This window comes from Haloarchaeobius marinus (assembly GCF_051207415.1).
Taxonomy (GTDB): Archaea; Halobacteriota; Halobacteria; order Halobacteriales; family Natrialbaceae; genus Haloarchaeobius.
This window is the reverse complement of sequence record NZ_JBPKGD010000002.1, coordinates 1099561-1119158: the sequence shown is the minus strand read 5'-3', so window position 1 is coordinate 1119158 and position 19598 is coordinate 1099561. Positions and strand designations below refer to the sequence as shown.

The following is a 19598-nucleotide window of genomic DNA, read 5'->3' as shown; positions in this document are numbered from 1 at the left end:
GCTTTCGGGGTGACGCTACTCGTCGGCGTCGCCCTCGCGTTCGATGGTTTCGACGACCTTCAGGGGGACGTCCCGCAGCGCACCGCCGACCTCGCTCTTCGCGATGCGCTGGGCGTGTTCCTCGCTGTCGGCGTTGAAGACCTCCATCTCCAGCATGAGACCGACGAGGGCCGTGTCCGCGGCGATGTAGGAGGATTCGAACGGTTCGCCACAGGCCGGGCAGTTCGTGAGTCCCACGTTCACCTCGACGTAGTCCTTGCCCTCCTGGTTGAGTCGCTTCCCGGCTTCGCTGACGGCGACCCCGATGGCGTCGTCGATGTTCTCGACGTCGCGGACCAGCCACGCAGCCTCCATCACAACGAGATAGTTGCTCATGCTCCTTCCGAGGGTCCGGAGCAAGGCTTGTTTTGCGGTTCGTCGGTGCCGTGGATGTGCGCACGAGATTCACATCATCCGCATAAGTTACGAGAATTGCGGGCATCACAGACGGATTGCGGACCGATAGTTCGACCGCGACGTCGCCGGAAGTTGTGTGACGGACAACCTGATTTGAATCGCACGACTGCGCCGGGGTGATAGGCCTTCGCACCGTCGCTTCGGGCAAGAAGGCTTATATACACCGACGGCAAGCCTCCCGCTGAAGTCCGATGATAGACCGGGCCTACGCGGCGAGCCTGTTCGCACTGTACCAGATGAGCATCGCCCTCGGCATCGTGCTCCTCCCGCTGGCGGTCGCGATGCGCCGATTCGGCGTCTCGCTCCCCGTCCACCGGTTGGTGTCGACGTTCGGCGAGGCGTACGAGAACACGGCGGCGAACTGAGGACCGAGCAGGCGCCCACCAGACCGCGGTTTCTGCCAAGGCGACCAGCGTCACCGAGCGGCTGGCACGACGAACGACGGCGAGCAGCCGCCAGAGCCCGGTCACCGACCCGGTCCCTTTTGTACGAACGCGACGAACGGGGCGGCAATGAAGACCATCAAGGACAGCGTCCACGACCACATCGAGGTGGAGGGCGTGGCCCGGGCGCTGCTCGATACGCCGGAGATGCAACGGCTCCGGAATATCAAACAGCTCGGGACGGCCTCTCTCGTCTACCCGTCTGCCAACCACACGCGATTCGAGCACTCGCTCGGTGTCTACCACAACGCCTGCGAAGCGCTGGACCACCTCAACGTCGAGGGCGAACGGGCCGAGAAGGTCCGTGCCGCCGCGCTGTTGCACGACGTCGGACACGGCCCCTTCAGCCACAACCTCGAACCGCTGACCCACCGGCGCACCGGCAAGTACCACGACGACGTCCACGAACTGTTCGAGCAGAGCGAGGTGGGGGCGGTCCTCCGGGACCACGACATCTCACCTGCCGAGGTCGCAGCCCTCGTCGCCGGCGACGGCAGGTACGGCCAGCTCGTCTCTGGCGAACTCGACGTGGACCGGATGGACTACCTCGTCCGTGACGCCCACCACACGGGGGTCCCGTACGGCACCATCGACCACGCCCGACTCGTGCGCGAACTCACCTTCGAGGGTGACGACCTCGTCCTCCAGGAGGGCAACGTCCAGACGGCCGAGAGCCTCCTCGTCGCACGCGCGCTGATGACCCCGACCGTGTACGACCACCACGTCACGCGCATCTCGAAGGCGATGCTCCGCCGGGCGGGCGAACGCCTGCTCGCGGCGACGGGACTCACCGCCGGTCGCTTGCGACGGATGGACGACCCTGACTTCCTCGTCGCGCTCCGGGCGACGCGGGAGACGGCAGACGTGGCCCGGCGCTTCGACCACCGCAACCTCTTCAAGCGGGCGGTCTGGGCCGAACTCGACGACGTCCCCGAGTTCCTGCTCGACGCAGACCACGAGGCCGTGCGGGGGTACGAGCGCGACATAGCCGCCGATGCAGGCGTCGACCCGGAACACGTCGTCCTCGACGTGCCGGGCGAACCGACGATGACGGAGTCCTCGACGCGGGTCCTCGTCGGCGGCGAGGCGCGCCGACTCGACGAGCAGTCGCCTCTCGTACACGCGCTTCAATCCGCCCAGCAGTCGCAGTGGCGACTCGGCGTGTACTGTCCCGACGGACGCGCCGACGCCGTCGGTAGCGCGGCCGTCCGAACGCTCGACCTCACCATCGACGGTGCGCTCGTCACGGAGGTCCGGGGACTGCAGGGCACCCTCGACGAGTACGCGAACTGACTATGACCGGCGACACAGCAACGACGGTCGAGGGGACCGTCCTCGTCGGTTCCGAGTTCGAACCGGTCGAGGGGCGCGTCGTCGTCGAAGACAGCGAGATCGTAGCCATCGAGGAGGCGACCGTCGAGAGCGACGACATCGTCCTGCCTGGATTCGTCAACGCCCACACCCACATCGGGGACTCCATCGCGAAGGAGGCCGGGGGCGGCCTCTCGCTCGAAGAACTCGTCGCACCGCCGGACGGACTCAAGCACCGACTCCTCCGTGCGGCCGGTCGAGAGGAGACCATCGCCGCGATGCGTCGGTCCCTCCAGTTCATGGCCGACAGCGGGACCGCCGCCCACGTCGAGTTCCGCGAGGGAGACGTCGACGGCGTCCGGGAGATACGCGCCGCCGGAGAGAACGTCCCCGTCGACTCTGTCGTCCTCGGGCGAGGGAGCGTGGACGCCATGCGCGCCGGCGACGGGTTCGGCGCGTCCGGGGCGAACGACGGGGACTTCGAGATAGAGCGTGCGGCCACCGCACGGGACGGGAAACTGTTCGGCATCCACGCCGGCGAGGTCGACAGCAGCGACATCGACGCGGCGATGGACCTCCACCCGGACTTCCTCGTCCACATGGTCCAGCCGGAACCCTGGCACCTCGATCGCCTCGCCGACTCCGAGATACCGGTCGTCGTCTGTCCGCGGTCGAACCTCGTCACCGACGTCGGGCTGCCGCCGCTGCGTGACCTGCTCGACCGGACCGCCGTCTCGCTGGGAACTGACAACGTCTTCCTCAACTCGCCGTCGATGTTCCGCGAGATGGAGTTCACCGCGAAACTGTTCGACGTGACCGCGTCGGAGGTGTTGCGGATGGCGACCGTCGCCGGGGCGGACCTGGCCGGACTGAACTGCGGTCGCATCGAACCCGGCCGGGCGGCGAAACTCCTCGTCCTCGACGGGGACTCCGACAACCTCTCCGGCGTCCGTGACCCCGTCCGCGCCGTCGTCCGGCGCGCGGGGACGAGCGACGTGCGCCGCGTCGTCCGGTGACGGTCCCCAGTCGCGTCGAGTCCCGATTCTCACCGACGGAACGGCGATGAACCGACGGCAGACTCAAGGTACGAGCCGACATATGCGAAAGCATAGCAAATGTACGACCGTATCATGGTACCGACCGACGGCTCCGAGGGCGTCGAGCGTGCCGTCGAGCACGCCATCGACCTGGCGGTCACACACGATGCGACCCTGTACGCCGTCTACGTCGTCGACTCGGCCAGTTACGGCGGCGTCCCGATGGAGACCGCGTGGGAGGGCCTCCACGAGATGCTGGAGACCGAGGGCGAGGCGGCCCTGCGACGCGTCCGTGACCTCGGGACCGAGTCCGACATCCAGGTCGAGACGGCGTTGCTCGAAGGAACGCCGGCGAAGGAGATCGTCCGCTACGCCGAGTCGAACGACTGTGACCTCGTCGTGATGGGCACCCACGGGCGTGGCGGCATCGACCGACTGCTGCTCGGGAGCGTGGCCGAGCGCGTCGTGCGCTCGTCGGAAGTTCCCGTGCTGACGGTGCAGGTCTCCTCGTGAGTCCGATGGTCCGACTCCGGAAGCCGAACCGGCGGGCGACGATGACCCTCGGTGACCGCGTGGTCGCCGTCGTCGTCATCGTGTTCATCAACGCAGCGTTCGCGCTCTACGCCCCCTGGCTGGCCCTCCTCGGACTCGTCGCGTCCACACCGCTGGCTGCTGCCATCCTCTTCCGGTGACCGCTGCTCAAGGCTCCGTCGGCCGGAGGTGTTCGCAGTCACCCGCACTCACGCGAACCCGCCCGTCGTCGGTCTCGACGACGAGCGTGCCGGGGAACTCGACGTCGACCGCCTCGCCGACGACGTCGCCCGACGGCGTCTCCACGCGGACGCGGCGGCCGAGCGTGAGTGCGTGCTCGCGCCAGGCGGGCAGAATCGCGTCCGGGTCGCCCACGAGGTCGTGATACTCCTCGAGGACGCGCTGGAGGAACGCACGCCGGTCCACGTCGCCGACCTGTTCGCGGATGCTCGTCGCCGTCGGCGGGAGTGCGTCGGCGTCGACGTTCGCGTTGACGCCGATTCCGACGACGAGCCAGGAGACGCGGTCCGCCTCGCCCTCCATCTCGGTGAGGATGCCGGCCAGTTTCCGGGACCCGTCCTCGTTCACGAGGACGTCGTTCGGCCACTTGATGCCAGCGTCGACGCCGGCCTCGCGGGCGGCGCGCGTGACGGCGACTGCGGCCGCCAGCGTCGCCAGCGGCACCTGGGCAGGCGGGAGCGTCGGCCTGGTCAGGACGGAAGCGTAGATGCCGCCGGCCGGGGCGGCCCACTGACGGTCGAGTCTCCCCCGACCGCCGGTCTGTTCGCCGGCGACCACCACCACGTCCGTCGCACCGTCGGCGGCGAGTTCCCTCGCCCGGTCGTTCGTCGAGGCGATGGTATCGTGGTACTCGACGGTGTAGGGGGCGTCGAGGCCGAACTCCACCGCCAGGCCGCCGTAGTCCGGGATGCTCGTCAACCGATAGCCGTCGTCGTCGCTCTCGACGTCGAAGCCAGCCTCGCGGATGCCCTCGACGTGCTTCCAGACGGCCGCCCGCGATACCCCGAGTCGGTCGGCCAGTTCCGGCCCGCCGACGGGTCCGGCCGCGAGCGCGTCGAGGACCGCCCGTCGCGTCTCGTTCATGGCTCAGTATAGCAGGGTCCGCGCCTTGAAACCGCACGGATTCGACGTCCCGCGCCGGGCCGGCACGGTCGGAGCGTGGGACGAGTCGCGTAGCGCGTCAGGCCCGGAGTTCTTCGAGCTTCTCCCGTCCCGGTGCGACGAGTTCGTCGAGGTAGCTCGCGAGCGTGTTCTTCGCGTCCTGGGGGTGGAGTTCGCCCGATTCGAGGTCGGCCGCCAGGTCGTCGTAGGAGTCGTAGACGAGGTCGCCGCCGTACTTCTCGGGGCGCTCGACCGTGACGGATTCGAACCGGGGGAACACGTGGTAGTGGAACAGTTCCAGGACGGGGTTGTGGCGGTCGGTCCCGTCCTCGTCCGGTTCCGGGTCGGCCGTCGGTGGGCAGTACGCCTTGTTGACTTTCGTCTGGATGTCCTCCGTCGAGTCCTCCATCGAGATGGTGACGCCCTGGCTGGAGGACATCTTTCCGACGCCGGTCGTCAGGTCGGCGAGGATGGGCGTGTGGAGACACGGGCGCGCCTCGTACCCGAGCGAGGGGAGTTCCTCCCGGTGGAGCATGTGTACCTTGCGCTGGTCCATCCCGCCGATGGCGAGGTCCAGGTCGAGGTACTCGATGTCCAGTGCCTGCATCAGCGGGTAGACGACGTGGCTCACCTTCGCCGTCTCGCCGGACTGGAGTTCGGCCATGGCTCGCTGGGCGCGGTTGAGGCTGGTCTCGAGTTCGAGTTCGTGCAGGTCCAGCACGTAGTCCTCGTCGAGTTCGAAGTCGCTCCCGTAGACGAACTCGGTCCGGTCCTCGTCGAGGCCGTAGGCGAGGAACTGCGCCTGCATCCGTTCGGCCGTCTCGCGGATCTCCTCGAACGTGCCCTTCCCGTTGAGGTAGGCGTGGACGTCCGCGAGGAGGACGACGACGTCCATCCCCGCCTCCTGCAGGTCGATGAGCTTGTTCGCGGTGAGGAGGTGACCGATGTGGAGGACACCGGACGGCTCGTAGCCGACGTACACCCGTTTCCCCTCGGGGTCCTCGGCCAGTTCGCGCACCTCCGACTCGGTGATGACCTCGTCCGTGTTCCGGGTCATCAACTCGTACGTGTCCATACGGACACGAAATCGTCCGGGGGGTTTGAACCTTGTCAAGCCGTGCGAACGCTTCAGAACGGTTTGAAGACGTTCTCGACGCTGTCCCGGACCGACCCGGCGATGTGACCGCTCGCCGCACCCATCCCTGCGCCGATACCGGACCCGAGCGGGCCGAGCGGACTCCCGATGGCTGCACCGACCTCTGCCCCCTTCTTCGCTCCCTCCTTGGCGTGCCGGTTCTTTCGCAGGCACGGCGGCTTCAGCGGATTCATACTCGTCTCGCCGTTCGGTCCAGTCACATAAAAATCCCGACGGCACCGACCGGCGGTGAGACGAACAATTAAGCACCCATGCAAAGTTGCACGGAGTATGCGCATCACCGACGAAGACGGCTATCGGACCGTCACGTTCGACCGGCCGAACGTCATGAACGCGATGAACCTCGAGGTCGCCACGGAACTGGCCGACGCCGTGGCCGGAGCGGACCCGGTGGAACACGACGCGGTGGTCATCACGGGCGAGGACCCTGCGTTCTCGGCTGGCGGTGACATCCAGGCGATGAAGGAACGCGAGGAGGGACCCCGGGAGGCGTACGAGCGCGTCGCGGAGACGTTCAACAGGGCCGCCGCCGAGATGCTGAACTGCGACGTCCCCATCGTGGCGAAGATCAACGGCGACTGCGTGGGTGCGGGACTGGCGCTGGTCGCGGCGTCGGACTTCGCGTACACGGTCCCCGAGGCGACGTTCTCGTGTGCGTTCATCCGCGTGGGGCTCATCCCCGACACGGCGGCGACGTTCACCCTGCCGCGACTGGTCGGTCTGCGGACGGCGAAACGACTCACCCTCACCGGCGAGTTCTTCGACGGCGAGGAGGCGGCCGAGATGGGACTGGTCAACGACGCCGTGCCGGCGACCGAACTGGACGACCGCGTCGACGAACTGCTCGACGTACTCTCGCGCCGGCCGACGCGGACCATCGGGATGACCAAGCAGGCCATCCACGAGAACCTCGACAACGACTGGCGGAAGGCGCTGGACTACGAGAACATGATGCAGGTGCAGGCGTACATGTCCGACGAGCACGAGGAGGGCGTGAACGCGTTCCTCGAAGGGCGGAACGCCGACTGGGACTGACGACTCACTCCTCGGGTATCACGTACTCGACCCCGTCCGGGTCCTCGGTGGGCACCTGTACGACGATGGTGTTCGAGAGGCGGTTGGTAAGGCGACGTTTCGTTCCCGGCATCGCCAGCCACCCGACGAGACAGTCCAGGGGGAGGAAGAACGCCTTCCCGAACGCCTGCACCGCGACGGGGAGGAACTCGGCGTGCTCCCCGCGTCGGTCGGTCACGCGCAGGTTCAGGACCGCCTTCCCGGCCGACTGTCCCCAGATGCCCTCGGTGAGCGTCCAGTAGGCGAACAGTGCGAGACCGTTGGCCCCGACGAAGGTGCTCAGGCCGCCGACGGTGCCGACCTGGACGGACAGCACCGACGGGAGGCCGGTGAGCACGTCGTCGAAAAGTCCGAGGAGGACGCTCACGAGGACGACGTCTATCAGCCACGCGCCGAACCGGGTCTCCCACTTCGCGAGGTACAGTTTCTTCACTTCTTCCATACTGGTGTATGCGTTCGATGACACGATAAACGCCGACCTACGGTCTCGTCGGGTGAGAAACGGCCGGCCAGCCCGAGTAACGCCGACGGCAAGTACTCGACGACCTGAGCAACGCGGCCGCCGGGGCAAGGCGGTCGATAGTACGAGACAGGGGCGCGACGAAGCCAGGGCACGAGCTATTTTGTGGGTGTGTGGTGAAGTCGGCGCTATGGAGACGCGCACGCTGGGAACGACCGGTCACGATAGCACCGTCACGACGTTCGGCGCCATCGCACTCAACTGGCTCGAACAGGAGGGCGCGGACCATCTGGTCGAACTCGTGCTCGACCACGGAGTCAACCACTTCGACGTCGCCCCGACGTACGGGGACGCCGAACTCAAACTGGGGCCGAAGCTCCGCCAGCACCGCGAGGACATCTTCCTCGGGTGCAAGACCCAGGAACGCGAGTACGACGGAGCGAGACGGAAACTGGAGCGGTCGCTCACCCGTCTCGGCGTCGACACCATCGACCTCTACCAGATACACGGGCTGGAGTACGACCACGAACTGGAGACCATCACGGGCGACGGCGGCGCGCTGGAGGCCATCCGGGACGCGAAAGCGGAGGGCAAGGTCGACCACATCGGATTGACGAGTCACGGGAACCCGCAGCTCATCCTGGACGCCATCGACCGCATCGACGACCTGGAGTCGGTGATGGTCCCGATGAACCCGGTCGTCGTCGGGAAGGACGACGAGAAGTACGACTACGAGGCGGTCCTCGAACGTGCGAACGAGGAAGGCATCGGCACGCTCGGCATCAAGGCGTTCGCGAAGGGGCGGTGGCCCTCGACGGACGAACTGCCCGAGGAGGACCGCCCCTACGCGAACTGGTACCGGCCGGTCGACACGCCCGACGAGATCGCAGAGCGGTTCGACTTCGCGGCGGCACAGGGACTGACGAGCGTCGTCAGTCCGGGCGACCCGAAACTCGTCGCGATGGTCCTCGACGCCGCCGACCGGTTCGACGGGATGGACGACGCCGCCCAGCGGTCGCTCGTCGAGCGATTGCGCCACGACGAGAGTCCGGTCCCCGAGCAACTGCACCACTGACGGAACCGGAACCCAGGATGGACGTCCCAGAGACCGTCACGGCCGCGCTCGAAGACCGACCGGTAGCGGGGGCCGTCTGTCTGGAAGCCGGGGCCGGGGTCGGAAACGCGACCGCTGGACTCCTCGCCGCCGGCGCGAGTCGCGTCTACGCGGTCACGAACGACCGCGACCACGCGACCACTGTGCGAGAGCGCGTCGCCCTGAACGAGGCCGGCCGTGCCGCGGTCCTGGAGGCCGACCTGCGAGCAGTCCCGATGGCGGCCGACTCGTTCGAGGTCGTCACCGCCCACGGCCTGTTCAACGTCGTCCCGCCGTCGTCGCTCCCCGCCATCGCGGCGGAGTTGACGCGAGTCGCGGCTCCCGGCTGTCACCTCGTCGTGGACGACTACGCCCCCTTGCCCGACGACGCCGAGGTCCGCGACCTCTTCGCCGTCGAGAACGCAGCGAGCGAACTGGCCGCACAGCGACCGGCCCTGACGTTCTACCCGTCGGCCGTCCTCCGACGACTGTTCGCGGGATACGGGTGGGAGTTCGACCGGGAACGGACCCTCCTCGACCCGGTCCCGTGGACCGCGAGCCACCTCGACGCACACGCCGACGTGGTGCGTTCGCTCGCCGCCGGACTGCCGGACGACAGCGGCGACTGCCTGGTGGAGGAAGCCGAACGTGTCGCGGCCCGAATCGGGGCAGAGTCCGCCGGCAGGATGTACAGCGTCGCGCTGCGGTTCCCCGGCTGAGTCCGAAGCGAGCGCGCTCCCGCACCCGTGTTTATACAGCCGAGACTCACCGCGAAAGAAGCGACTCGACGCTTACTGGTCGTCCTCGTCCGACGTCCTGTCTCCCGGCCGGTCGGTCGAGTGCGTCTCGTCCGTCGTGGTCGGGTCCGTCTCGTCCGTCGTCGTCGGGTCCGTCTCGTCCGCCGGAGGGTCGTCGACGTCGGCGGTCTCCCAGTCCTCGCCGCCGTCCGTCGCGCCACCACCCGCGCTCACCGGGGCGGGACCGCGACCGACCCAGTCGTTGATGTTGTTCGCCACGTAGTCCTTGCCTCCCCAGCCGAACGCGATGCCGATGGCCAGGGCGATGCCGGCCGCGACGCCGAACGCGGCGGCCTCGGCGAACGTGAACAGGATGCCGACGTCGACGCCCATCGTGTCGAGGCCCATCACGACGACGACGAAGTACAGCAGGATGCGGGTCCCGTCGGCGAAGACGTTGGTGTACCTGGCACTCGTGACGGTCTCGGTACGTGCGATGGCGTCGGCGATGAAGTCAGCGACAACGAACCCGAGGACGATTATCAGCAGGCCAGCGACCAACGCCGGCAGGTACGACACGGCTGCCGAAATCCACTCGGAGAGGAGTTCGATAGCGAGCACGTCCGCCGCGGCGAGGATGGCCAGCGCGTAGACGAACCACGCAGTGATGCGCCCGAACGCGCGCGACACCGCCTGCTCCGTCCCGCCGAGCATCCGCCCGAGCGGCGTTCGAAGCACCATCTGGTCGAGTTCGACCCCATCGGCGAGGCGAGAGACGCCCCTCCCGACGAGGCGACCGATCAACCAGCCGACGAGGAGGATGATGAGTGCCCCGATGGCCCGTGGAGCGAACGCGATGAGGCCTCCGACCATCTCCTCGAAGCCTTCCTGGATGCCCGCCTGTAGCACGACGTTCGGTTCAAGTGTCATACAGGAACGAAGGTGCCTCGGTAGATTAGTTATAAACGAGTTATTCGCCCCCCGGTCTCCCCGGGGCCGGGTAACGACGGCAATCTGGCCCCGGGGACACGCTTTCGGTGGCAAGGTCGCGGTGCGTTCCGACGGAAAGGCCAGGTTATCGTGGCGGCCCGTTCACCCGCTCTCCGGCCGTCCGGGACCGGTAGCCCGACTGACCGGTCGGTATTTCCTCGCAGGAACCGTAGTATGGGCGAATGTCGAGCGACGACGTCGAGGTGCGGCCGGACTTCGCGGTCGACGGTGCATCGATGTGGCGGCTCTACGGGGAGTACGGCAGCGAGAACGTCGGCTTCGCCGTCCTCGGTACCGTGATGACGCTGGTCGCACGGGCGGCGGGCCTCGTCCCACCGCTCCTGCTGGGCCTCGCCATCGACGCCGTGTTGCTCGGGACGCGGCCGTTCCGACTCCCGCTGGTGCCCGAGACGGCGATTCCGGCGACCGGAACCGGACAGCTCTGGCTGGTCGTCGGTCTCCTCGTCGCCACCACGTTCGTGGGGGCAGTGGCCTCGTGGGCACAGGGCTACGGCTGGAACCGGTTCGCCCAGAACATCCAGCACGAACTCAGGGTCGACGCGTACGAGCGGTTGCAGGTCCTCGACCGCGCCTTCTTCGACCGTGCCCGGACCGGCGAACTCCTGGCGGTGCTGAACAACGACGTCAACCAGCTGGAGTCGTTCCTGACCGACGGCGTCGGGTCGACGCTTCGCCTGCTCGCACTCGTCCTCGGCGTGGGGTCCGTCATGGTCGCGTTGAACCCTGGGCTCGCGCTCGTCTCCCTCCTCGCGGTGCCGGTCCTCGTCGCGTTCACGGTGACGTTCGTCCGGCGAGTCCAGCCGAAGTACGCCCTGATGCGGGCACGCGTGGGCGACCTGAACGCGCGACTGGAGAACAACGTCGGTGGCATCGAGGTCATCAAGACCGAACACGCCGAGTCGTACGAGGCCGGCCGGGTCCGCGAGGCGTCGCGGTCGTACCTCGACGCGAACTGGGACGCCATCAGAACGCGCATCACCTTCTTCCCGGGGCTCTCGCTCATCTCCGGGCTGAGCTTCGCACTCACGTTCGCTGTGGGCGCGTTCTGGGTGCTGAACGGGCCACCGTCGCCGTTCTCGGGCACCGTCTCGGCCGGCGAGTTCGTCACGTTCATGCTCTACACCCAGCAGTTCGTCTGGCCCCTCGCCCAGTTCGGCCAGATAGTCAACAGTTACCAGCGTGCGAGGGCGTCGAGCGACAGGGTCTACGGCCTGTTGAACACCGAAGGGGAGATACGCGACCGACCGGACGCAGTCACGCTGTCGGACGTGACCGGGCGCATCGACTACGACGGGGTTACGTTCGACTACGAGACGGACGACTACGAGACGGACCGGCAGAGCGACGACTCGACCCCCGTCCTGCAGGACGTCTCCTTCTCCGTGGACCCGGGAGAGACCGTCGGCATCGTCGGTCCGACGGGGAGCGGGAAGTCGACGCTCGTGAAGTTGCTCGTGCGCCTCTACGACCCGGACGACGGGACGATACGCGTCGACGGACAGGACGTTCGGGACGTCTCCCTCGCCAGCCTCCGCCGGACCGTCGGGTACGTCTCACAGGACCCGTTCCTCTTCTACGGGACCGTCCGCGAGAACGTCGCCTACGGCACCTTCGACGCGACGGACGAGGAGGTAGAGGCGGCGACCCGCCGGGCGGCCGCCCACGAGTTCGTCGAGAACCTCCCCGACGGCTACGACACGATAGTCGGCGAACGCGGCGTACGGCTCTCGGGCGGCCAGCGTCAGCGCATCGCTCTCGCCCGGACGTTCCTCAAGGACCCGGAGATACTGGTGCTGGACGAGGCGACGAGCCACGTCGACACCGAGACGGAGGCCATCATCCAGCGAAGCCTCCGGAAACTCGCGGCTGACCGGACGACGGTCGCCATCGCCCACCGACTCTCGACCGTGAAGGACGCCGACGCGGTCCTCGTCCTCGAAGGTGGCCGCATCGTCGAACGGGGGACCCACGACGAACTGCTGGCGCTCGACGGCCTGTACGCGAACCTCTGGCGAGTCCAGGTTGGCGACATCGACGAACTGCCGGAGTCCTTCTTCGAGGAGGCCATCGCACGCCGGGGCGCCATCGAGGGCGGCCGGTCAGACTGAGACGACCGGTACGACGCTCTCCCCCACAGACTGCCGGTATCTCCGGGGGCAGGGTCCACGCAGCGGTGCGTCCAGGGTAAATGCTTTTACTGGTATAGTCTATCGAATAACATGGGAGAGCGTGACACGCTCTGTCGGCAGGTGACCACAGACACATGGAATTCAGTGGGACATTCGAACTCGAAGAGACGACCGTCGACGATGTATGGCTCGCGCTCTCGGACCCGGTTCTCGTCGCGGAGTCGTTACCGGGTTGCAAGTTCCTGCTGGACGTCGAGGACCCGGACGACGTGGACTTCGACGAGTTACGAGAACGGGCGGAGGCGGAGGACCGCAAACTGACCGACGACCCGGAGGTCATCGCCGCCCGGGCCTTCGAGGAGGGGAGGTCCTACGCCGCCCTGTTGCAGGTGAGCGTCGGACCGGTGAACCCGACGTTCGAGACCGTCGTGACCATCGACGAACGGGAGCGACCACGGATGTACGCCTCCGGCGAGGGGAGTTCCGGGGACAGTTCGTTCGAGATGACCTCGGGGATGGAACTCTCGGAGACGGACGACGGGGGTGTCGTGGTCGACTGGGAGACGGACGCCGACGTGTTCGGCCGGGTCGCCGGGATGGGACAGCGCGTCATCAACCCGGTGGCCAACCGCATCGTCAAGCGCTTCTTCTCGTCGGTACAGGACCGCCTCGACGAACTCAGCGTCGACGAGGTATCGCCGTCCGAGGCGGACGAAACGAGCAGTGACGACCGGAGCCTGGTCGACCGCGTACTGGGCCGGTCGAAATCGAACGACGCAGAATGACTGAACACGACATCACACTGACGGTGAACGGCGAATCGCACGACCTGACGGTCGAGGCACGGACGCTACTGGTACACGCACTCCGGGACGAACTCGGGTACACCGGGACGAACGTTGGCTGCGAGAGCAGCCTCTGTGGTGCCTGTACCGTCCGAATCGACGGCGAGGCGGTCAAATCGTGTACGAGTCTCGCCGTGCAGGCCGACGGCGCGGAGATAGAGACGGTCGAGGGACTGGCCGAGGACGGGGAGTACCACCCCATCCAGCAGGGCTTCCAGGAGGAACACGGCCTACAGTGCGGGTACTGCACGCCGGGCATGATGATGACCGCCATCGACGTGCTGGAGGAGAACCCGGACCCGTCGCGCGAGGAGATACGCGAGGGACTGGAGGGCAACCTCTGCCGGTGCACCGGCTACCAGAACATCGTCAACGCCGTCCAGAACGCCGCCCAGGAACTCGACACCGACCACAGGGCGGTCGCCGACGGCGGCGACGGCGACGACGAGACGCTGACCGACGGCGGCGTCGAACAGGGGGGTGAGGGCGAATGACCGTCGAGTCGCTCGACCCCGACGAGGTGAGCGCGGCCGACATCCTCGGGTCCGCCATCGAACGCCGGGAGGACCGGTCGCTCATCACGGGGAACGCCGAGTACACCGACGACATCCAGATGCAGCGAATGCTCCACATGGCCGTCGTCCGCAGCCAGTACGGCCACGCGAAGATAGAGGACGTCGACACGAGCGCCGCCGAGGATATGGACGGCGTGGTCGCCGTCTACACCCACGACGACCTCGCCCGCGAGGACACGCCGGGTGACCTCCCGTACCTGCTCCCCGTCGGCTGGCTCCTGCCGAGCCTGAACAACGTCGACCACCCGATACTCGCCGACGGCCGCGTGCGGTACCAGGGCGACGCCATCGCGGTCGTCGTCGCGGAGGAGCGGTACATCGCACACGACGCCGCGGGGGAGGTCGACGTGGACTACGAACGTCTCGACGCCGTGACCGACCCCGAGGAGGCGCTGAAGAGCGACGCGCCGAAACTCCACTCCGAAGCCGACCACAACGTGGCGTTCGACTGGGAGATCGGCGACGAGAAGAAGACGGCCGAGGCGTTCGAGGACGCGAGTAACACGGTCAGCATCGACCTGGAGAACCAGTTGCTCATCGCCAACGCGATGGAACCGCGGGCCGCAGTCGCGGACTACGACCCCGGGTCGAACGAACTGGACGTCTTCATGACCTCGCAGAACCCGCACCTGCACCGCCTGCTCATGGCGGGCGTCATCGGTCACCCGGAACACAAACTCCGGGTCAAGGCACCCGACGTCGGCGGCGGGTTCGGGAGCAAGATACACCACTACGCCGACGAGGCGCTCGTCGCGTGGTGCTCGAAGGCGCTCGAACGCCCGGTGAAGTGGACTGCGACGCGGTCGGAGACGTACCAGACCGACGCGCCCGGACGCGGACACCGGACCGAGGCCGAACTCGCGATGGACGACGACGGCAACATCACGGGCCTCCGTGTGGACACGAAGGCCAACCTCGGTTCGTACCTCTCGACGTTCGCACCCGCGGTCCCGACGTACCTGTACGGGACGCTCCTGTCCGGCCAGTACGACATCCCTGCCATCTACGGCCACGTGACGGGCGCGTACACGAACGTCCCGCCCGTCGACGCCTACCGCGGTGCGGGCCGACCCGAGGCGTCGTTCCTCGTCGAACGACTGGTCCACCTCGGCGCGAAGGAGATGGGGATGGACCCGGCGGAGTTCCGGCGGCAGAACTTCGTCCCGGAGGACGCCTTCCCCTACGAGACGCAGGTCGCCGTCGTCTACGACAGCGGGGACTACGAGAAGCCACTGGACAGGGCGCTCGACCTGGTCGACTACGACGAGTTCCGCGAGCGCCAGGAGGCCGCCCGTGACGAGGGGCGCTACCTCGGCATCGGATTCTCCAGCTACATCGAGGCCTGCGGGCTTGCGCCGTCGGAACTCGCCGGACAACTCGGTGCCCAGGCCGGCCTCTGGGAGTCCAGCCTGGTCCGGTTCCACCCGTCGGGCACGGTGACTGCCTACTGCGGGACGTCCGGCCACGGACAGGGTCACGACACGACCTACGCCCAGATAATCGCCAACGAACTCGGCATCCCCTACGACGACGTGGAGATCGTCGAGGGCGACACCGACGAGATTCCACAGGGCATGGGGACCTACGGGTCCCGGTCGGCCGCGGTCGGCGGCAGTTCGCTCGTCAAGAGCGCCCGGAAGGTCGTCGACAAGGCGAAGACCATCGCCGCCCACCAGCTAGAGGCCGACCCGGACGACGTGGAGTTCGACGCCGGGAAGTTCAGCGTCGCCGGTGCGCCGGAGCGCTCCATGGGAATCAAGAACGTCGCCCAGCAGGCGTACCTCGCCCACGACATGCCCGAGGACATCGAACCCGGACTCGAGGCGACGTCGTTCTACGACCCGGAGAACTTCGTGTTCCCGTTCGGGACCCACGTCGCCGTCGTCGAGGTCGACCCCGACTCGGGCGAGATATCGTTCGAGAAGTACGTCGCCGTCGACGACGTCGGCAACCAGATAAACCCGAAGATAGTCGAGGGCCAGATACACGGCGGCATCGCACAGGGCGTCGGCCAGGCCATCTACGAGGGGGCCGAGTACGACGAGAACGGTACGCTCGTCACCGGGTCGATGCAGGACTACGCGGTCCCGAAGGCCGAGCACATCCCGGAGATGGAGACGGATTCGACGGTGACGCCGAGTCCGCACAACCCCCTCGGGGTGAAAGGCGTCGGCGAGGCGGGGACCATCGCGGCCCCGCAGGCCATCGTCAACGCGGTCTCGGACGCCCTCGACCCCTTCGGCGTCGACCACGTGGAGATGCCTATGACCGCCGAGACGGTCTGGAAGACCGTCCAGGCGAACGCGACGGCAGACGGCGGCGGGACCGACGGTGACGCCGACGCGAGGAACGGAGGTGAGGAGTGATGTTCCCCGACGAGTTCGACTACTACGAGGCCGAGAGCGTGACCGAGGCCATCGACCTGCTGGAAGCGCACTCGATGGAGGAGACGGAACTGCTGGCGGGCGGACACAGCCTCCTGCCGACCATGAAGAGCGGCCTGTCGAGTCCGGACGTCCTCGTCGACATCAGCGGCATCGACGCGTTGCGGGGCGTCACCGTCGAGGACGAGACGGTCCACGTCGGGGCGATGACGACCTACAGCGAGTTCGTCGAGGCCGACGGGACCGAGGAGCACGCGCCGGCGCTCTACCACGCCGTGCGACAGGTCGGGGACACGCAGGTCCGCAACCGTGGCACGGTCGGGGGGAACCTCGCCCACGCCGACCCGGCGTCTGACCTGCCAGGGGCCGCGCTGGCCTCCGACGCGACCGTCGTCGTGGAGGGACCCGACGGCGAACGACGTATCTCCGTCGAGGACTTCTTCTTCGGCATGTACGCGACCGACGTGGGGCAGGACGAACTCGTGACGCGCGTCGAGGTGCCGTCGGCGGACGGCGGCGTCGGGGCGTACGCCAAGAAGCCGTCGCCGTCGTCCGGGTACGCCATGGTCGGCGTGGCGACCCTGGTCTCGACCGACGGACGGTCGGTGGAGTCCATCCGCGTCGGTGCGAACGGCGCGATGGACCACGGCGTCCGACTCGAGGGCGTCGAGGACGAACTGGCCGGTTCGTCCCTCTCCGAGGACGCCATCGACGCGGCGGCGGCCCGCGCTGCCGAGGGACTGGACACCGACATGATGATGTCCGACCTGCAGGCGTCGGCCGAGTTCCGCGAGCAACTCCTGGAGGTCTACACGAAGCGGTCGCTGGAGCGCGCGATGGACCGCGCGTCGGCACCGGCCGCGGCCGACTGACCGGCGAACGCGTGGCGGGACCACCGCCACGGCGCCGGTCGTCGCATCGAGGAACCTCCTGCCACCACCCTTCAACTTTCCCGTGCCTACACCCACTACCAACCCATGAGCGAGGAACGAGACGACGCGTTCGCCGACGTGACCGAAGACGACCTCAGGGCCGCGTTCGACGCCCAGGACTACGTCGCGGAGGACGACATAGTGACGACGGTGCTGCTCGCACTGCGACTGGGCCGCCCCCTGCTCGTCGAGGGCGAACCCGGCGCGGGCAAGACGGAACTCGCGAAGGTGCTCGCGAAGGGGTTCGACGCCGACCTCGTCCGGTTGCAGTGTTACGAGGGACTGACCGCCGAGAACGCCCTGTACGAGTGGAACTACACGAAGCAACTGCTCGCCGTCCAGGCGGGCGAGGGCGTCGACGGAGAGTCGGTGTTCGACGAACCGTACCTGCTGGAGCGACCGCTCCTGCGGGCACTCCGGGGCGAGCGTCCGCGGGTCCTCCTCGTCGACGAGGTGGACCGCGCCGACGAGGAGTTCGAGGCGCTCCTGCTGGAGGTGCTGAGCGACTTCCAGGTGACTGTGCCGGAACTCGGCACCATCCGGGCCGAGACCCCGCCGGTGGTCGTCATCACGTCGAACCGGACGCGACCCCTGAGCGACGCGCTCAAGCGCCGGTGTCTCTACCTGCACGTCTCCCCGCCGTCGTTCGAGAAGGAACGGGCTATCCTCGAACGGAAGGTGCCGGAACTCGACGCGGCCGTCGCCGCGGAACTGTGTGGACTCGTCGCCCGCCTCCGGGAAGAACCCCTCCGGAAGCCGCCGGGGGCGGCCGAGACCATCGACTGGGGGCAGGCGATCGTGTCCCTCCGGGAGGCGGCCGACCGGTCGGACCCCCTCGAACGCGAGGAGGTCCGCAACACGCTCGGGTGCCTGCTGAAGGAGGTGGAGGACGTCGAACGGGTCGACGACGACCTGCTCGACGCACTCGTCGAGGCCGCGGCGGCGGCCCGGGGTGAGGCCGACTGATGGTCGGGGACGGCGGCGGCGGTGTCGAGGACGGCGTCGACGCCGACCGCGTCGCGGCCGCCAGCGAACACGTCCGCGACGAACTCGTCCGGTTCGTGCGGGCGCTCCGCCGGGCGGGCGCGGCGGTGCCCGGGAACGCGGCGACGACGGCCGCCCGGGCGCTCGTCGTGGTCGGCTTCGACGACGAGGACCGCGCCCGTGCCGCGGTCAGGGCCTGTCTGGTGTCGAACCCGGCGGACCTCGCGACGTTCGACCGCCAGTTCCCCGAGTTCTGGCGACGGGTCACCGCCGGCCTGGGCGGCGAGGGGGCGGCCCCCCGCCGCGAGGGCGGTCCGGAGGGCGGCCTGGCACCCATCGCTGGCGAACCGGTGACGGATGCCGGTGACGCCGACGCCCAGTCGACGACCGGCGGGGACACCGGAGCGAGCGACGGCGGTTCGAACTGGACCGACTCGGAATCGCTCGGCGCGCTCGTCAGCGAGGGAGGCGACGGTGCGGACGGTGAGACGACCGAGACGGCACTGTACAGTCCGACCGGGTCGCCCGGTCCGGTCACGGACGCGATGGTCTCCCCGGACGAGACGCTCGCGACGGCGTTCGAGGACCTGACGCGCGAACTCGCCGCTCTCCGGGGGCGGCGTTGGACCCGGCGCGGCGTCGGGCAGACCGACGCGCGACGCGCGCTCAGGTCGAGTTTCGGGACCGGTGGCACCGTCGTCTCCGTGCCGGAGCGCGACCGCAAGCGAACCGCGGTGCGTGCCCTCTGGCTCGTCGACGTGAGCCGGTCCGTCCTCGACACCGTGGACCGGGGCTTCCTGCTCGACGTACTCCGACGCGCCCGCACCGAGTGGCGCGACGCCCGGGTGTTCTTCTTCGACGAGCACCTGCGCGAGGTGAGCACCGCGTTCGACGAACCGACGCCGTCGGCCGCGCTCGACGCGCTGGAACGGGCCGAGGCCGAGTGGGGCGGCGGCACGCGAATCGGCGACTCGCTGGCGGAACTGCGCGAGGACGCGCCGGACGCCGTCGACCACCGGACGGTCACCTTCGTCGTCAGCGACGGGCTGGAGATGGGCGACGTCTCCCTGCTGGAACGCGAGCTAGCGTGGCTGGCCCGGCGTTCCGCCGGGGTCATCTGGCTCAACCCGCTTGCGGCGTCGCCGTCGTACGAACCCACCGCACGGGGGATGGCCGCCGCCAGACCGTTCGTCGACGGCCTGTTCGCGTTCTCCGGCCCGGCCGACTTGGCCGAACTCGCTCGCCAGCTCGCCCACCACGGCACCGGCGGTCACATCGGCTACGAGTACGACCCACGACGGCCCGGAACGACGTGAGC

General features: G+C 68.1%; 21 protein-coding genes. 15 read left to right on the top strand and 6 right to left on the bottom strand.

The window, feature by feature from the left end; genetic code table 11:
* Nucleotides 1-15: 15 nt before the first annotated feature.
* On the bottom strand, nucleotides 16-375 hold the full coding sequence (locus tag ACSC1W_RS11735) for a DUF555 domain-containing protein (protein ID WP_435347637.1): 360 nt from the start codon (nucleotides 373-375) through the stop codon (nucleotides 16-18).
* Nucleotides 376-647: 272 nt separating this feature from the next.
* On the opposite strand from ACSC1W_RS11735, the gene ACSC1W_RS11730 reads away from it, so the two are divergent.
* From ACSC1W_RS11730 to ACSC1W_RS11710, 5 genes are all read left to right on the top strand, one after another.
* Nucleotides 648-821: a hypothetical protein gene (locus ACSC1W_RS11730; protein WP_435347636.1), complete on the top strand. Its 174-nt coding sequence runs from the start codon at nucleotides 648-650 to the stop codon at nucleotides 819-821.
* A 147-nt stretch (nucleotides 822-968) separates the two neighbouring features.
* The gene (locus ACSC1W_RS11725) at nucleotides 969-2192 is read left to right on the top strand and encodes an HD domain-containing protein (RefSeq protein ID WP_435347635.1); all 1224 of its coding nucleotides are present in this window, start codon (nucleotides 969-971) and stop codon (nucleotides 2190-2192) included.
* Between the two features lie 2 nt (nucleotides 2193-2194).
* Nucleotides 2195-3226, top strand: a complete 1032-nt coding sequence (locus tag ACSC1W_RS11720; protein ID WP_435347634.1) for an amidohydrolase family protein — start codon at nucleotides 2195-2197, stop codon at nucleotides 3224-3226.
* A gap of 99 nt (nucleotides 3227-3325) precedes the next feature.
* Nucleotides 3326-3760 carry a universal stress protein gene (locus ACSC1W_RS11715; protein WP_435347633.1) on the top strand — a complete coding sequence of 145 codons (435 nt, stop codon included), beginning with the start codon at nucleotides 3326-3328 and terminating at the stop codon, nucleotides 3758-3760.
* Nucleotides 3757-3939, top strand: a complete 183-nt coding sequence (locus ACSC1W_RS11710; protein ID WP_435347632.1) for a hypothetical protein — start codon at nucleotides 3757-3759, stop codon at nucleotides 3937-3939. The genes ACSC1W_RS11715 and ACSC1W_RS11710 overlap by 4 nt, the downstream gene beginning before the upstream one ends.
* 7 nt (nucleotides 3940-3946) lie before the next feature.
* Here the strand turns inward: ACSC1W_RS11710 and ACSC1W_RS11705 are convergent, their stop codons facing one another.
* The 3 genes from ACSC1W_RS11705 to ACSC1W_RS11695 all read right to left on the bottom strand — a co-directional run bounded on the left by ACSC1W_RS11705 (nucleotide 3947) and on the right by ACSC1W_RS11695 (nucleotide 6229).
* Nucleotides 3947-4882: a biotin--[acetyl-CoA-carboxylase] ligase gene (locus ACSC1W_RS11705; protein ID WP_435347631.1), complete on the bottom strand. Its 936-nt coding sequence runs from the start codon at nucleotides 4880-4882 to the stop codon at nucleotides 3947-3949.
* Between the two features lie 97 nt (nucleotides 4883-4979).
* Nucleotides 4980-5975, bottom strand: a complete 996-nt coding sequence (locus ACSC1W_RS11700; RefSeq protein ID WP_435347630.1) for a tyrosine--tRNA ligase — start codon at nucleotides 5973-5975, stop codon at nucleotides 4980-4982.
* Nucleotides 5976-6028: 53 nt separating this feature from the next.
* Entirely contained in the window at nucleotides 6029-6229 is a 201-nt protein-coding gene (locus ACSC1W_RS11695; RefSeq protein ID WP_435347629.1) for a YMGG-like glycine zipper-containing protein, read from the bottom strand.
* Nucleotides 6230-6326: 97 nt separating this feature from the next.
* Here ACSC1W_RS11695 and ACSC1W_RS11690 point away from each other — a divergent pair, with 97 nt between their 5' ends.
* Complete coding sequence (locus tag ACSC1W_RS11690) at nucleotides 6327-7091, top strand: enoyl-CoA hydratase/isomerase family protein (protein WP_435347628.1); 765 nt, start codon at nucleotides 6327-6329, stop codon at nucleotides 7089-7091.
* A gap of 4 nt (nucleotides 7092-7095) precedes the next feature.
* Here the strand turns inward: ACSC1W_RS11690 and ACSC1W_RS11685 are convergent, their stop codons facing one another.
* Nucleotides 7096-7572 carry an RDD family protein gene (locus ACSC1W_RS11685; RefSeq protein ID WP_435347627.1) on the bottom strand — a complete coding sequence of 159 codons (477 nt, stop codon included), beginning with the start codon at nucleotides 7570-7572 and terminating at the stop codon, nucleotides 7096-7098.
* Between the two features lie 208 nt (nucleotides 7573-7780).
* Here ACSC1W_RS11685 and ACSC1W_RS11680 point away from each other — a divergent pair, with 208 nt between their 5' ends.
* The gene (locus tag ACSC1W_RS11680; RefSeq protein WP_435347626.1) at nucleotides 7781-8665 is read left to right on the top strand and encodes an aldo/keto reductase; all 885 of its coding nucleotides are present in this window, start codon (nucleotides 7781-7783) and stop codon (nucleotides 8663-8665) included.
* A gap of 17 nt (nucleotides 8666-8682) precedes the next feature.
* A complete protein-coding gene (locus ACSC1W_RS11675) occupies nucleotides 8683-9402 on the top strand; it encodes a class I SAM-dependent methyltransferase (protein ID WP_435347625.1) in 720 nt (239 codons plus the stop codon).
* A gap of 72 nt (nucleotides 9403-9474) precedes the next feature.
* Here the strand turns inward: ACSC1W_RS11675 and ACSC1W_RS11670 are convergent, their stop codons facing one another.
* Nucleotides 9475-10350 (bottom strand): mechanosensitive ion channel family protein, encoded by an 876-nt coding sequence (locus ACSC1W_RS11670; protein WP_435347624.1) that lies wholly within the window; start codon nucleotides 10348-10350, stop codon nucleotides 9475-9477.
* A 242-nt stretch (nucleotides 10351-10592) separates the two neighbouring features.
* Between ACSC1W_RS11670 and ACSC1W_RS11665 the strand changes: the two genes are divergently transcribed.
* The 7 genes from ACSC1W_RS11665 (at nucleotide 10593) to ACSC1W_RS11635 (ending at nucleotide 19596) form a co-directional block, all read left to right on the top strand.
* A complete protein-coding gene (locus ACSC1W_RS11665) occupies nucleotides 10593-12539 on the top strand; it encodes an ABC transporter ATP-binding protein (RefSeq protein WP_435347623.1) in 1947 nt (648 codons plus the stop codon).
* Between the two features lie 155 nt (nucleotides 12540-12694).
* A complete protein-coding gene (locus ACSC1W_RS11660; RefSeq protein WP_435347622.1) occupies nucleotides 12695-13345 on the top strand; it encodes an SRPBCC family protein in 651 nt (216 codons plus the stop codon).
* Nucleotides 13342-13899 carry a (2Fe-2S)-binding protein gene (locus tag ACSC1W_RS11655; RefSeq protein WP_435347621.1) on the top strand — a complete coding sequence of 186 codons (558 nt, stop codon included), beginning with the start codon at nucleotides 13342-13344 and terminating at the stop codon, nucleotides 13897-13899. The genes ACSC1W_RS11660 and ACSC1W_RS11655 overlap by 4 nt, the downstream gene beginning before the upstream one ends.
* A complete protein-coding gene (locus ACSC1W_RS11650; RefSeq protein WP_435347620.1) occupies nucleotides 13896-16346 on the top strand; it encodes a xanthine dehydrogenase family protein molybdopterin-binding subunit in 2451 nt (816 codons plus the stop codon). The genes ACSC1W_RS11655 and ACSC1W_RS11650 overlap by 4 nt, the downstream gene beginning before the upstream one ends.
* Entirely contained in the window at nucleotides 16346-17236 is an 891-nt protein-coding gene (locus tag ACSC1W_RS11645) for an FAD binding domain-containing protein (RefSeq protein WP_435347619.1), read from the top strand. The genes ACSC1W_RS11650 and ACSC1W_RS11645 overlap by 1 nt, the downstream gene beginning before the upstream one ends.
* A 105-nt stretch (nucleotides 17237-17341) precedes the next feature.
* Nucleotides 17342-18262, top strand: coding sequence for an AAA family ATPase (locus ACSC1W_RS11640; RefSeq protein WP_435347618.1), 921 nt, complete (start codon nucleotides 17342-17344; stop codon nucleotides 18260-18262).
* The gene (locus ACSC1W_RS11635; RefSeq protein WP_435347617.1) at nucleotides 18262-19596 is read left to right on the top strand and encodes a VWA domain-containing protein; all 1335 of its coding nucleotides are present in this window, start codon (nucleotides 18262-18264) and stop codon (nucleotides 19594-19596) included. Before ACSC1W_RS11640 ends, ACSC1W_RS11635 begins: the two co-directional genes overlap by 1 nt.
* Nucleotides 19597-19598: the final 2 nt, after the last annotated feature.